This is a genomic window from Enterococcus sp. DIV0170, assembly GCF_051710765.1.
GTDB lineage: Bacteria > Bacillota > Bacilli > Lactobacillales > Enterococcaceae > Enterococcus_A > Enterococcus_A raffinosus.
On record NZ_JBIOLG010000001.1, the window covers coordinates 1047968 to 1061752 of the forward strand.

General features: G+C 41.0%; 14 protein-coding genes. 10 read left to right on the plus strand and 4 right to left on the minus strand.

Annotation, left to right across the window (positions count from 1 at the left end):
• The first annotated feature begins 136 nt into the window (after positions 1–136).
• Both IGI50_RS05000 and IGI50_RS05005 read left to right on the plus strand, forming a co-directional pair.
• Complete coding sequence (locus tag IGI50_RS05000) at positions 137–1315, plus strand: class C sortase (RefSeq protein WP_438776350.1); 1179 nt, start codon at positions 137–139, stop codon at positions 1313–1315.
• A 1-nt stretch (position 1316) separates the two neighbouring features.
• A complete protein-coding gene (locus tag IGI50_RS05005) occupies positions 1317–2495 on the plus strand; it encodes a class C sortase (protein ID WP_438776351.1) in 1179 nt (392 codons plus the stop codon).
• A 34-nt stretch (positions 2496–2529) separates the two neighbouring features.
• On the opposite strand, the gene IGI50_RS05010 is transcribed toward IGI50_RS05005, so the two are convergent.
• Complete coding sequence (locus IGI50_RS05010; RefSeq protein WP_010746496.1) at positions 2530–3174, minus strand: DsbA family protein; 645 nt, start codon at positions 3172–3174, stop codon at positions 2530–2532.
• Positions 3171–3779 carry a CYTH domain-containing protein gene (locus IGI50_RS05015; protein WP_438776352.1) on the minus strand — a complete coding sequence of 203 codons (609 nt, stop codon included), beginning with the start codon at positions 3777–3779 and terminating at the stop codon, positions 3171–3173. Before IGI50_RS05015 ends, IGI50_RS05010 begins: the two co-directional genes overlap by 4 nt.
• A 205-nt stretch (positions 3780–3984) precedes the next feature.
• Here IGI50_RS05015 and IGI50_RS05020 point away from each other — a divergent pair, with 205 nt between their 5' ends.
• The 5 genes from IGI50_RS05020 to IGI50_RS05040 all read left to right on the plus strand — a co-directional run bounded on the left by IGI50_RS05020 (position 3985) and on the right by IGI50_RS05040 (position 8800).
• Positions 3985–4650: a GTP pyrophosphokinase gene (locus IGI50_RS05020; RefSeq protein WP_010746494.1), complete on the plus strand. Its 666-nt coding sequence runs from the start codon at positions 3985–3987 to the stop codon at positions 4648–4650.
• On the plus strand, positions 4622–5425 hold the full coding sequence (locus IGI50_RS05025; RefSeq protein ID WP_218256963.1) for an NAD kinase: 804 nt from the start codon (positions 4622–4624) through the stop codon (positions 5423–5425). The genes IGI50_RS05020 and IGI50_RS05025 overlap by 29 nt, the downstream gene beginning before the upstream one ends.
• 4 nt (positions 5426–5429) lie before the next feature.
• Positions 5430–6323 carry an RluA family pseudouridine synthase gene (locus tag IGI50_RS05030; protein ID WP_438776353.1) on the plus strand — a complete coding sequence of 298 codons (894 nt, stop codon included), beginning with the start codon at positions 5430–5432 and terminating at the stop codon, positions 6321–6323.
• Positions 6324–6947: 624 nt separating this feature from the next.
• The gene (gene mgtE / locus IGI50_RS05035) at positions 6948–8318 is read left to right on the plus strand and encodes a magnesium transporter (RefSeq protein WP_010746491.1); all 1371 of its coding nucleotides are present in this window, start codon (positions 6948–6950) and stop codon (positions 8316–8318) included.
• A gap of 41 nt (positions 8319–8359) precedes the next feature.
• Entirely contained in the window at positions 8360–8800 is a 441-nt protein-coding gene (locus IGI50_RS05040) for an NUDIX domain-containing protein (RefSeq protein WP_438776354.1), read from the plus strand.
• A 21-nt stretch (positions 8801–8821) separates the two neighbouring features.
• Here the strand turns inward: IGI50_RS05040 and IGI50_RS05045 are convergent, their stop codons facing one another.
• Entirely contained in the window at positions 8822–9622 is an 801-nt protein-coding gene (locus IGI50_RS05045; protein WP_218256966.1) for a MurR/RpiR family transcriptional regulator, read from the minus strand.
• Between the two features lie 158 nt (positions 9623–9780).
• On the opposite strand from IGI50_RS05045, the gene IGI50_RS05050 reads away from it, so the two are divergent.
• The gene (locus tag IGI50_RS05050; protein ID WP_438776355.1) at positions 9781–11229 is read left to right on the plus strand and encodes a glycoside hydrolase family 1 protein; all 1449 of its coding nucleotides are present in this window, start codon (positions 9781–9783) and stop codon (positions 11227–11229) included.
• A gap of 63 nt (positions 11230–11292) precedes the next feature.
• Here the strand turns inward: IGI50_RS05050 and IGI50_RS05055 are convergent, their stop codons facing one another.
• Positions 11293–11928, minus strand: coding sequence for a copper homeostasis protein CutC (locus IGI50_RS05055; protein WP_218256968.1), 636 nt, complete (start codon positions 11926–11928; stop codon positions 11293–11295).
• A 187-nt stretch (positions 11929–12115) separates the two neighbouring features.
• On the opposite strand from IGI50_RS05055, the gene IGI50_RS05060 reads away from it, so the two are divergent.
• Positions 12116–12970 carry a methyltransferase domain-containing protein gene (locus IGI50_RS05060; protein ID WP_438776356.1) on the plus strand — a complete coding sequence of 285 codons (855 nt, stop codon included), beginning with the start codon at positions 12116–12118 and terminating at the stop codon, positions 12968–12970.
• 287 nt (positions 12971–13257) lie between these two features.
• Positions 13258–13764 (plus strand): tRNA (uridine(34)/cytosine(34)/5-carboxymethylaminomethyluridine(34)-2'-O)-methyltransferase TrmL, encoded by a 507-nt coding sequence (trmL, locus tag IGI50_RS05065; RefSeq protein WP_010746485.1) that lies wholly within the window; start codon positions 13258–13260, stop codon positions 13762–13764.
• Positions 13765–13785: the final 21 nt, after the last annotated feature.

The window sequence follows — 13785 nt, forward strand, 5'->3', positions numbered from 1 at the left end:
AACCCCTAAATCATAGGAAATGAGATGGCTTTCAAAGGAAAATTATTCAAATATTTGAAAGAAATTTTACAATTGGAATTTCTCTTTTGAGTTTTATTATGCGAGAATTAGCATAAGTAGAGGGGGGTGGATCATAATGGCAAAACCAAACAAAAGAGACAAGATTGACTTATTTTTAAAATTATCAATCGCTGTCATGTTTATCACTGGTTTTCTAATATTTATGTATCCATTTGTCGTCGATTCGATCAATAATTACATTGATCAGCAGCGTCTGGAAGAGGTTCAAGACAAGATGGAGGCTCGATCAGAAGCTGAAAAGAAGAAAAGATTAGACAAGCTTGAAAAAGAAAATAAAAAATTAAAAACGATCATTCCTGGGGCTGGAAGTTTTGATGATCCCTTTGAATCCTCCCTTCAGGGAACCAAGAGTCCTAAAAAGGAATATTATGAAAAGCATATGATCGGCGCTGTCTTTATTCCCAAAATAAAAGTCAGCCTGCCGGTTTACGATGAGACCAATGACTTTTTATTGGATAAGGGAGCGACAGTTTTGCAGGGGACCTCTTTTCCGGTAGGAGGAAAGGGCACGCATTCAGTCATTACTGGTCATACCGGGCTACCAGAAAAAAAGCTGTTTACAGATTTAGAGCTGCTTAAAAAGAAGGATAAGTTTTACTTACATATAGAAGGGAAAAAACTAGCTTATCAGGTTGATCACATAAAAATTGTGAAACCTGATAAGTTTGACGCGCTTAAAATTGAATTGGATCGTGATTTGGTCACTCTGTTGACCTGTACACCCTATGGAGTAAACAGCCATCGGTTATTGGTTACCGGTCATCGAATCAGCTACCCAGTTGCTGCTGCGAAAAAAATCGAAGAGACAGAAAAGTATCATCGTAGCCGTGTGTATTACCTTATTGCAGGGTGTCTCTTATTTGCTCTGATCTTCGGCTACTTTGTTTGGCGGAAAATCATCCTTTATCAATCCAAAAAACGCAATTACAATTTCGTTTTCTATCTATACGAGAATGGCGAGCCGTTACCTGGTGTCCGTGCATTGCTTACGCAGAAGCGAGATGTGGTTCGAATTGATGGAAAACTTGTTCACACTGTTAGTGATGCCTATGGAAAAATTGAGTTCAAGCAAATCCCTGGCGGCGTCTATCGAGTTGAGACTGAAAATGGCTTGAGTGTAAAAGGGAAAGTTTGGCGATTGAAGGATAAGAAATTCAAGATATTAAGCCATCGCAGTTACAAGAACATCAAGCAGAAGATCAAGCATTTTATTATTGAAAGCAAGGTGAGCTAGCATGAAAAAATCACCGAAGCCTAGAAGCGATAGACGGCAAATGCTCAGCAAAATCTTTATGATCCTAGTCTTTCTAGTAGGCGTGCTGGTCATGATGTATCCTTTTTATATCAATGCAGTGAATGATTTTATTGATCAAAAGAGGATGGAGGAAGTTCAGGAACAAAATATCAAGCAAAACAAGGAACAGGTTCGTAAAGCCAAAGAGCGGATGAAAAAGCGTAACGAAGAGTTAAAAAAGAATGGGCTTGTTCCAAAGGCGCCAAAGTTTACGAACGATAATGAGCGGAAGATTGTGAGTGATGAATACATCCGCAAGCATTTGATCGGTGCCATTAGTGTTCCCTCGATTGAGGTGACGCTGCCATTGTTTGATACGACCAATGAAAAGCTGCTGCAGGAAGGGGCAACGGTATTACAAGGAACGTCCTTTCCGACAGGTGGAGTCGATACCCACTCTGTCATTTCTGCCCACAGCGGCTTGCCAGAAAAGAAGCTGTTTACCGATTTGGAAGATGTGAAAATAGGTGAGATTTTTGTCATCACCCTGTTTGAAGAAAAGCTTGCCTATGAGGTAGACAAGATAGATGTGGTGGAACCGAGAGATACATCCGTCATAGATATTGAACCGGGGCGAGACATTGTGACACTTTTGACCTGTACGCCTTATATGATTAATAGTCATCGATTATTGGTGACGGGGCATCGAATCCCTTATACTGAGGAAATGGCACAGGCGATCAAGAAGGCTGATGATACTAGAAAACTCAAAGAATTACTGACGTTGATTGGGGTGGGTGTCGCGATTTTGGTTCTGCTTTTTGGAATTTATCGCGCGATTCATATCTATCTGCTAAGAAAACGACGATTCAATCTCAACATCTTGCGAACTGACCCAACGGGAAATGCCTTGTCAGGAATCGAATTGGCCATGTACACGAAAAACGGCAAGCGCCCTGTCCAACGAAATGGGATTCCGCTGATGATAATAACCGATGATGAAGGGCGTGCTCGCTTTGAGAATATCCCAGGCGGCGTGTATTGTATTAAGGACAATAAAGAGGTTGGTTTTAAGGTTGGGATAAAGAAACTGCGGCAAAATAAAATCAATCTCTATTTAACGAAGCAACAGAAAAACTATATCTTTACGAAGAATAATGCGGTACAAATAAAAAAATAAGCATCGCTGCCTTATGAGGCGCGATGCTTATTTTTTAGATTAGTGATAAGTGATTGTCATCCGTGGACTGTCTAGCGGTATTTTTACTTTGTGATTCTAAAAACGCGATTAATGATTCCTTCGTGTTATATGTATCTAGGATATGATGGATCGTGTCGCACCCCTCGATGCGAATTCCCGCGTCACAATCATCCGCGTAATTATAAATGACTGCTGATGGATGCGAGGTGATCTCCATCTCGTGAGCGATCTGTTGGTCCGTAAGAAAGGCCTCATGAACAAATGCTGAGTGACGGTCTTCTAAGAACATTTCGATGTCTCCACCAATTTTGGTGAATAATTGAATAGCCAGCTTTTTTGAATAGGGCTGCTTTTCCACACCAACCGTTTTTTGCAGCTCGACCAAAAAATCACGCCCACGCTTTTTACCTTGCAGGTGTGCGGCTTTGACATCTAGAGCGGCAGAATGAATTTCTTGTGAAAGCTCGGTTCGCAGCTCAATGTCTTTTTCGGAGGCGCCAATTCGCTGCATAAACTCAGAAACGGTTTTTAAGTTCATAATAGGAATCAGGCGTAGCTGAATCTTCATGTCATACTTGTTAATCAAATCAATGATCCGTTGCTCGATCGATAAACATTTTTTTCCAATTGGATTTACAAACAAATAAATTTCGATCACTGGAGCCCCTCCATTTCTTTTTCTCGCCTTTGCTGTTCAGTAACAGCTCGTGCGACTTTGTTTTGTGTTTTGCGATAAGGGATATGAAATCTGCTTAATAATTGATTAAAATCACCTTCATTATAGGTTGAATCAGGGACTTCGAGCTCTAGCTCAAAATCATGCTGATCGCCATACCAACTTTCGTCTAATGCCAGCTTTCCTTCTGGAATGTCGAATTCCGCTCGTTTTGTGATTAATTTCCCAATTAATTGCAAGTCAGACCGAGCGATCGCTAACTGGTTTAATTGTGTCAAAACTTCTTTCGCTTCTGAAGCGAAGGCCCTATTTTCGATTGCCTGTGCTGCGGCATCCACTGTGAGGGAGTCAGTTACCTCAAGTAGACCGACTTCTTGAGGAATCTTCAAAGTCGCTTCTGCTTTGCTGGTGAAGCGGCGAATCCGTAACCCCATTCCCAGATGCTTTAGTTGAAAATCCGCTGTATCGAAGTAAAGATTCGTCTGCATTACAAATTGTTCGTCTGTAACATTATAGTAACGTAACAATTCAATGTATTCGTCTGGTGTTAACATACTCTTGAATTCGATTTCAATTTCTTTACTCACACTTATTCTACTCCTGATCCTAGAAAATTCCTAATATAAGACATCCTCACATAGAATAACCTGAATAGTCAAACAATTAGAACCATTTCCATGAAAATGTTAGTATTTTGTAATATTCGATAAACTGAGAAAATATGATAATTCTTTCTGCAGAAGGTTTGTGATAAGATAAGAAAGAATGGAAAAATGAAGTGAGGGATAGGCGATGGAGAGAGACTGGGATTCGTTTCTTGCTCCGTATGAATTGGCAGTAGCGGAGTTGAAGATAAAATTACGTGGATTGCGAAAACAATACCGCACAAGCGGAGATCATGTGCCGATTGAGTTTGTCACCGGTCGCGTGAAGCCAGTAGAAAGCATCCTTAACAAAGCAGAGCTGCGGGGGATCCCGTTAGAGCGTTTAGAAGATGAGATGTCTGATATGGCAGGCATGCGTATCATGTGTCAATTTGTTGAGGACATTCCTTTAGTCGTGGAAATTTTGCGACGTAGAAATGATATGAAGGTCATTCAAGAACGAGATTATATTACGAATCGAAAGGCCAGCGGCTATCGGTCGTATCATTTAGTGATCGAATATCCAGTACAGATGCTGGAGGGTGAGAAGAAATTGCTTGCCGAAATTCAGATTCGAACATTATCCATGAATTTTTGGGCAACAATTGAGCACTCCATGAATTATAAATATAAAGGTCAAATTCCTGAGGATATTCAGAAGCGATTGTTTCGTGCAGCCGAAGCGGCGTATCAGCTAGATGAAGAGATGTCCAGCATTCGCGATGAGATTCAAGAAGCACAGCATGTATTTAATCGTAAGGAACAGAAAAAGAAAGTGGGTCGGCATGGGACTACGGATCGGAATCATTCATAATCAAGAAGAAAAATCAATTCGAGTGCTGCAGCGTTTGCGCGGCCTATTAGCAGAGAAAGAGGACCTGCATATCGTGGATCGTGATCCGGAATTAGTGATTACGATCGGCGGCGATGGAACATTACTATCGGCCTTTCACCGCTATAATCATCGCTTAGATGAGGTGCGTTTTTTAGGTGTCCATACGGGACATCTAGGCTTTTACACTGACTGGCGTGATTACGAGCTTCCTGAGTTAGTGAACAGCTTGAGCTGTGAGCAAGGAAAGAGCGTCAGCTACCCACTGTTAGATGTTTTATTGACGACGGCAGAAGGCGACCAAAAACACTTTTTGGCTCTAAATGAGTCCACGATTCGTAAAGGAAGCCGGACGATGGTGGCGGATGTTTACATTAAAGAAGAGTTATTTGAACGGTTTCGAGGTGATGGATTAGCGATCTCCACGCCAACTGGTTCGACAGCCTATAACAAAAGTGTAGGCGGCGCAGTCGTTCATCCAAGTATCAATGCAATGCAATTAGCTGAAATTGCGTCATTAAACAATCGAGTATTCCGTACCCTGGGTTCGCCAAGTATCATTGGTTCCCATGAATGGATCGATGTGCGGTTGAAGAGCGATGAACAGCATTTGATTACCATCGATCAATTAGATATTAATCGAAAAGGAATTGCATCAATCAAATACAAAATCGCCGAGGAGCGCATTCACTTTGCTTCCTATCGGCATATGCATTTTTGGCATCGAGTAAAAGATGCCTTTATTCGAGAGGATTAGTTTTGTGGAATTCAAATGGACTTATGAAGAGCAGACCAGCTCAATTGTACGAACGTTTTTAAAGCATCAGGGCATTTCGAAAAAATTGCTGGCAAAAATTAAATTTCAAGGTGGAAAAATCTTAGTAAATGAGACAGAACAAAACGTCTTGTTTTCTCTAAAAACCCATGATATTGTAACTGTTGTGATTCCAGATGAGGAGCCCCATGAAACGTTACTGGCAGACGAAGTACCGATCGAGATTGTTTTTGAAGATGAGCATGTCCTTGTTGTAAATAAACCAGCCGGGATCGCCTCTATTCCAGCACAATACCACCCGCGAGGAACGATGGCGAATCGAGTCAAAGCATACTATGTGAAGCAAAACTATGCCAATCAGGTGGTGCATGTCGTAACTCGATTGGATCGAGATACCTCTGGCTTGATGCTGTTTGCCAAACATGGTTTCGCCCATGCCAAACTGGATCAAGGATTGCAGAAGAAGCAATTTGTCAAAAAATATCAAGCACTTGTTTCAGGAGAAGTGGATTCCCTACAGAGTCATGGGAATATTTCGATGCCGATTGGACGTGATTTATCGTCATTGTTGAAACGTCAGGTCATTGAAACGGGTCAAAAAGCCGAGACAGAATATTGGTTGAAAAAGCGAAATCAGACGTGTGCTTTAGTTGATATCCAGCTTCACACAGGTCGAACCCATCAAATACGAGTGCATTTTTCAGCAATCGGCTGTCCGCTTTTGGGTGACGAGCTATATGATGGTTCGCTAGATTTAGGCATTGAACGTCAGGCATTACACTGCTATTCCCTGACCTTTCCCCATCCCTTCAGCAGTGAACCGTTGCATTTTGAACTGCCGTTGGCTGAAGATATGGCAACAATAGCAGCCACGATTTAAATAAAAGAAAATGCTGCTTTTCCCAGAAATTCAGAGACAAAGAACGAAACAAAAAAGATTAGCACAATTGCCAATCAAGCAGTATAGCAGAAGGATATCCGTGACGAAAATCAAGGCAATTTTTCTAAGGAAAATTGCTACATAAAAAAGAGGTAGGTTGTCAGTTCTGCTTTTCCCAGAAATTCAGAGACAAAGAACGAAACAAAAGAGAGTAGAACAATTGCCAATCAAGCAGTATAGCAGAAGGATATCCGTGACGAAAATCAAGGCAATTTTTCTATGAAAAATTGCTACATAAAAAAGAGGTAGGTTGTCAGTTCTGCTTTTCCCAGAAATTCAGAGACAAAGAACGAAACTAAGAAGAGTCGAACAATGACCAAACAAGCAGTATAGCAGAATGATATCCGAAACGAAAATCGAGGCAATTTTTCATAGAAAAATTGCTACATAAAAAAGAGGTAGGTTGTCAGTTCTGCTTTTCCCAGAAAATCAGAGTCAAAGAACGAAACTAAGAAGAGTCGAACAATGACCAAACAAGCAGTATAGCAGAATGATATCCGAAACGAAAATCGAGGCAATTTTTCTATGAAAAATTGCTACATAAAAAAGAGGTAGGTGAGATTGATGGATGAAAACCAAGAAGAGCTAGAAATACATTTCCAACAATTAAGGGAGGAACTGGACCAGAATGAACTGCAGTCCTTTCGCGATCATTTTCTAGAGATGCATTTCTATGATCAGGGGCAATTTTATCAATCTTTGAATCAAGAAGAGCGTCAATTAGTTTATTCCTACCTATCACCCAAAGAATTGGCTGATATGTTTGACGTCATTGAAGAAGACGATGAACATATGGATGAGTATCTGAGTGAGATGCGTCCGCAATATGCAGCGGACATGTTGTCTGAAATGTATACCGATAACGCGGTTGACTTACTGAATGAATTAGATAAAAAGCCAGTAGCTAAGTACCTGAGTCTAATGGATTCTGAGCATGCGAACGAGATTCGTGAGCTGCTGCATTACGAAGACGATACTGCTGGTTCATTGATGACCACGGAGTATGTCTCAATTGTAGCGAATCAAACGGTTCGTTCCGCCATGTATGTGTTAAAAAAAGAAGCACAAATTGCCGAGACAATCTATTATACTTATGTAGTAAATGATGAAAATCAGCTTGTAGGAGTTATTTCTCTACGTGATCTGATCGTGAATGACGATGATACGATGGTCTCTGATGTCATGAGCGAGCGGGTGATATCTGTTCACGTAGGTGATGATCAAGAGGATGTAGCACAGACCTTCCGTGACTACGATTTCCTAGCGTTACCGGTCACAGATTATGAAGATCATTTATTAGGGATCGTTACTGTCGATGATATCATTGACGTTATCGATGATGAAGCGGCCAGCGATTACTCTGGTTTGGCCGGGGTTAATGTCGAAGAAGTGGATGAGAATCCCGTCAAAGCGGCTTCTAGGCGGTTGCCGTGGTTGATTACGCTGCTATTTTTAGGAATGACTACAGCCACCTTGATCAATCATTACGAGGCGTTGGTTAGTAAGGCGAGTATTTTGGCTGTCTTTATCTCATTGATCACTGGGACTGCCGGAAATGCCGGGACCCAATCACTGGCGGTTGCTGTACGTCGTTTGGCGATTTCTGATGACAATGAGAAAAATTTTGGTAAACTGGTCTTGGGTGAAATCTTGACAGGACTTGTTACAGGCTTTGTGACAGGTGTGACGATTTTCATTATTGTAGGTATTTGGAAACATAATTTCATTTTAGGCTTTGTGATTGGAACAGCAATGATGGCAGCAATTACCGTGGCTACTTTGGCAGGTAGCTGGATTCCGATGATTATGGAAAAGCTGGGCTTTGATCCAGCCGTTGCCAGTGGGCCATTCATTACCACGCTGAGTGATTTGACAAGCGTGTTGATTTACTTTAATATTGCCAGTCTCTTTATGGAACGATTCATCGGTAGTTAAGTGTAACTGAAAAGACATATGCTGAAAGTAGTGAGAAAATTTTGAAAAAAGCTTATGCCGTTATTATTCGCAATGGATTGATTTTGCTTGTTCGACGTCAAGGGGTACCTGTGTGGGATTTACCAGGTGGGGATCTTTTGCCTGATGAGAATGAGCGAGAGGGGATTCAGCGTTTAGTTAAGGAGTTGCTGGCGTTTGACAGCAACGTTGAAGATTTGATTGGCATCTATACAAAAGAGCATTATGAAGATATTACCTATGTTTATAAGGTTCAAGAAGCGGTTTCCCAAAGTAAAATGGACTCTCATGAATACGTGGCGTTCAATTTCTTTGATCTCCAGAATTTACCGTTGAATATTTTTCCTGATCGCCTTCGACAGATCAAGGACTATAAGACAGGACGATATCCCGTGCGTCTTCGCTTAAAAGAAAATAAATGGCTCTTTAAATTAAAATCATTCATCAAAGAAAAAAGAAAATGATTCGCAGTTGTCATAAGCGAATCATTTTCTTTTTTCATTTAGGCTGGCATAGCGTCGAACAAAATAATCACAGAAAAATTCTAACGGATAATTTCCAATTTGAACATAGTTGGTGCTGGTCAAGTTTAAAACCTGATCAAAAAGGTTTGTAATCAAATTTTGTGTGTGCTGAGTGATCAGAACAGAATGGGCTGGCCGTTTACTAATTTGATTGATCAAATCAACATGGCTGGTCAGGATAGTCCCGTAGGAGGAAAGAACCAAAATCACTGTATTTTCATCCGCCTGTTGAATCGCAATTTTTTGAAGCGCCTCATTTTCTGGAACATGAGTCAATTTGTTTGAAGCGATAAAATCAACCTGCATATTTCGAGCAAGCTCTAAGGTGGTTGTATAACCGATCAGAATGACTCTTTCAGCGTCCCTTATTTTTTCAAGCAAACAATCTACGAGCCCATAATCCATATTCGTCAGGATGTCCTTTAATGCCGCACTTATTTCAGCAGCATAATTTGTCAGAAAAGCTTCTGGCTGATCCTGCAACTGCTGAAAGTCTGCTTTTTTCATTCTTAAAGAGTTATAGCTTTTCATTCGTTCGTTGGTATCAAGTGCCTCCCTTAGATGTGAAAAGGACGAAAAGCCAAAAGTTTGGCAAAAACGCGTCATCGTCGCAGGAGAAACAAAACACTGTTCGGCGATTTGCGAAATTGTTAATTTTTGGATTTCCTCTTGGTGTGTGAAGAGATAGGCGATGATTTTTGAATAGGTTTTATCAGAATTGTGCCGATTTAAATAATTCAACAGCTCATAAATATTGAACATAGGACGACTCCTTTTTTTAGGGATCATTTTCATGTTTATGAAAATAAACAGCGAAAAAGAAAATGCCTTCGCAAAGGTGAAATCAGCAAGCGTTTCATCTGTGCTAGACTAATAAAGTAATGATAATTATACACTAATTGTTCAGAAGGGATGAGAAGATGAGTAAATTTCCGAAAAATTTTTTATGGGGCGGCGCAGTCGCTGCGAATCAATGGGAAGGTGCATTCTTAGAGGACGGAAAAGGCTGGTCAACGGCGGATACGGCTCTTTTTGAGGAAAATCCTGATAAAGTAAATATTTCACTGCTTCAGCCTATGACCACTGAAAAAGTTGAATTTGCCATGAAGGATACAGAAGGAATCTATCCGAAGCGTTTTGGGATTGATGCCTACCATCATTATAAAGAAGATATTGCATTGTTTGCGGAGATGGGGTTCAAAACGTTTCGATTGTCGATTTCATGGCCGCGAATTTTTCCAAACGGAGATGATCGTGAACCAAATGAAGCAGGCTTGGCTTTCTACGATTCGTTATTTGACGAATGCTTAAAGTACGGAATCGAACCTTTAGTGACGATTTCTCACTATGAATTTCCTTTAGCTTTGGCATTAAAACAAAACGGGTGGGAAAGTCGCGAAACGGTGGATGCTTTTGTCCGTTATGCGAAAGTATTATTCAAGCGCTATCAAGGGAAAGTAAAATATTGGCTGACCTTTAATGAAATCAATATCATTGGCATGACTGGATATTTAAGTGGCGGCTTATTAGCAGATAAGACGGATAATATGCTGCAAGCTCAATATCAGGCAGCCCATCATCAGTTTATTGCCAGTGCACTAACAGTCAAAGCTTGTCACGAGATGCTGCCGGATGCGCAGATCGGTTGTATGCTTGCTCGTCAGGAGGCTTATCCTGAAACGTCGAATCCGTTGGATGTTATGGAGAGTGTGGAGGCGGATCATACGAATCTATTCTATTCTGACGTTCAGATTCGTGGGTATTACCCTCGTTATATGGAGAAATTCTTCCGTGATCACCAGATTGAGATCAAAAAGGAAACCGGAGACGATGAAATTTTAAGACAAGGTGTCGTAGATTTCATGTCCTTCAGTTACTATATGAGCAGCATTGCTTCCCATGAGAAATCAGGAGAAGAAACCGCTGGAAATCTATTAGGCTCTAAGAAAAATCCATACTTAGCAGCAAGTGATTGGGGCTGGCAAATTGATCCGGTCGGTTTGCGGATCACACTGCACAAATTGTATGATCGTTACCAAATCCCACTGTTTATTGTTGAAAACGGCTTAGGAGCGAAGGATGTTGTCACAGAGGATGGAAAAATCCATGACGATTATCGAATCGATTACTTACGTGACCACATTAACGAAATGGCGAAGGCGATTGATGAAGGCGTCGAATTAATGGGCTATACCCCTTGGGGCTGTATTGATTTGATCAGCGCCAGCACCAGTGAGATGGCGAAGCGCTATGGGTTCATTTACGTGGATCAAGATGATAAAGGCAATGGTTCATTGGAACGCTTGAGAAAAGATTCTTTCTACTGGTACAAAGAAGTTATTGCGACGAATGGCGAGAATTTAGCGTAATCAAAAAGACCTGACACAGCTTTTTAGTTGCTGCGTCAGGTCTTTTTAATTGAATAGTTATGTCTAAAATTGAACGACTTTTGTTCCATGAACCTCGCTGACGCCTAAAGCTTGAGCGATTTTTTCTGCATTTGACGCAGTGATGCCACCGCCGGGCAGGATGATAATCCGTCCAGCCGCGTAATCGACGAGCTCTTTAAGATGAGGAAGATTGTCCTCGATAGAAGTCGATAAAGGTCCGCCGTGAGTCAGGATTCTGTCAATTCCTAATTGGACAAACCAATCAATGGTCTTAAATTGTTCTTCTTTTGACAGCTCATCAAAAGCCATATGAAAAGTCGTTAATAAGCCTTCACTGTTGCCCATCAGCATTTCCAGAGCTTCTTCGTCCACTTCATTGTCTTCGGTCAAACACCCGAAAACAACACCATCTGTTCCCGCATTTTTAGCATGGATCAAATCATTTTCCATTATTTTCAATTCAATATCGTTGTAGACAAAGTTGCCGCCACGTGGACGAATCATTGTCATAACAGGAACGTGCTTTTCACCAGCGTAAGCTAGGACTTCTTCGATAACCCCCATGCTTGGCGTGGTGCCGCCTACAGCCAAGTTGTCACATAGCTCGATGCGTCCTGCACCTGCTTGGATCGCTTTGGGAATATCCGTATAATTTTCTGCACAAAATTCTTTAATCAAGATTGAATCCTCCAATTGTGTCCTAATTTTTGAAAAATCAAGCCTAAGAGATGTCGCCTCTTTAAGCTCAGGGATCTCTCCCGATTTGTTTGACGAATCAACGTCTCGCGTATAGTTTAGCACATCTCGACGATAGTAGGAATAGAAGAACTATGCTATGATAGGAGAGCAAAAAAGGAGTGGAAAGATGCTTAAAAAAATTGATCGGGGAGTATTATTTTTGGCTGAGCAGCAGGAATTGTTTCGTTGTCCAAAATGTCACCGTGAAATGATCCAACGAGAGAAGAGCCTGATTTGTGGTGAAGGCCATCGCTTTGACTTATCAAAAAAAGGCACGGTGTATTTTTTAGACCATCAGATCAAGACGGACTATGACAATGAAATGTTTGCCCCACGTGGACGAATGATTCGTTCTGGAATGTACCAGCCTGTAATTGAAAAGATTGCGAAATTAATGCAGACTGGGAATTTATTGGATGTCGGCTGCGGTGAAGGAAGTTTCCTACAGCAGATTACCCAGCGAAAGGAAAATCCAGTATCGATTGGTTTTGATATTGCTAAGGAAGGCATATATCTTGCGAGCAATCAACCGATGGAGGCTTTTTGGTGTGTCGCGGATTTGACGAATCTGCCTTTTGCGGACGATTCTTTTGATACAATCCTAAATATTTTTTCGCCTTCACACTATCGCGAATTTAAGCGAGTGATGAAGCCTGATGGCTGTGTGGTCAAAATTGTTCCTCAAGCGGGCTACTTAAAGGAATTGCGAGAGGTGTACCATCCTGATGGGGAAACGTACTCCAATGAAGCAGTTATTCAGCGCTTCACAGAGGAGCTTTCGATTGCCCACCGGGAACGGGTGACCTATGAGTTTGATATACCAGAAGAAAATCGATTGGATTTACTGGAGATGTCACCGTTGGAATGGAAGGTTTCTCCAGCTGTAAAAGCGAAATTAGCGGCGAATCCTTTGAAGAAGATAACAGTAGATATCGAAATATTAAAAGGTTATGAGAGTAATCGCTTTCATTCAAATTCCTGAAAATAGAAGGTTGCATTTGTGACTTCGTGATGTTATAGTACTAACAAGTTGTTTTTCATTGGTTTTTATCAGGTTCCTGTTCTGATAAAAGTTAGTGAAAAGTGCTTCACTAACGTAGCGACTCGCCGTGCTAGACACCGAGTTGGTACGTTTTTTTTTATGCGAATTCCTGAACATGCTTCTTGTGTTTGTGAATTAGAAAGATTTGTGTAGATAAAACAATGAAGGAGCTATCATAGAATAGCTTTGTGAAAATAAAGACTGAAATAAGAACGAGGGAAATCAACATGACAAACCATATTGTACTATTTGAACCGCAGATTCCAGCGAATACAGGGAACATTGCACGAACTTGTGCGGCGACCAATTCACCCTTGCACCTGATTGAACCGTTGGGGTTTTCAACAGATGATAAGCATTTAAAGCGTGCAGGTCTTGATTACTGGAATGATGTAAATATTACTTATCACGAAAATCTAGCAGCATTTCTAGAGTACTTAGGCGATCAGCAGCTGCATTTGATCACAAAGTTTGCGAATGCGACGTATTCAGAAATCGATTATACAGACGACGCAGATCATTTCTTTATGTTTGGGAAAGAAACTACGGGGCTGCCAGAAGAGTTTATGCGAGAAAATGAAGAAAAATGTTTGCGCATCCCTATGAATGATGAACATGTTCGTTCATTGAATCTTTCAAATACGGTGGCTTTAGTTGTATACGAAGCGTTACGTCAGCAAAGCTTTCCAAATTTAGAATTGACGCATCATTATGAAAACGATAAGTTAGACTAGAGATTAGACGCGGAAAGGGAT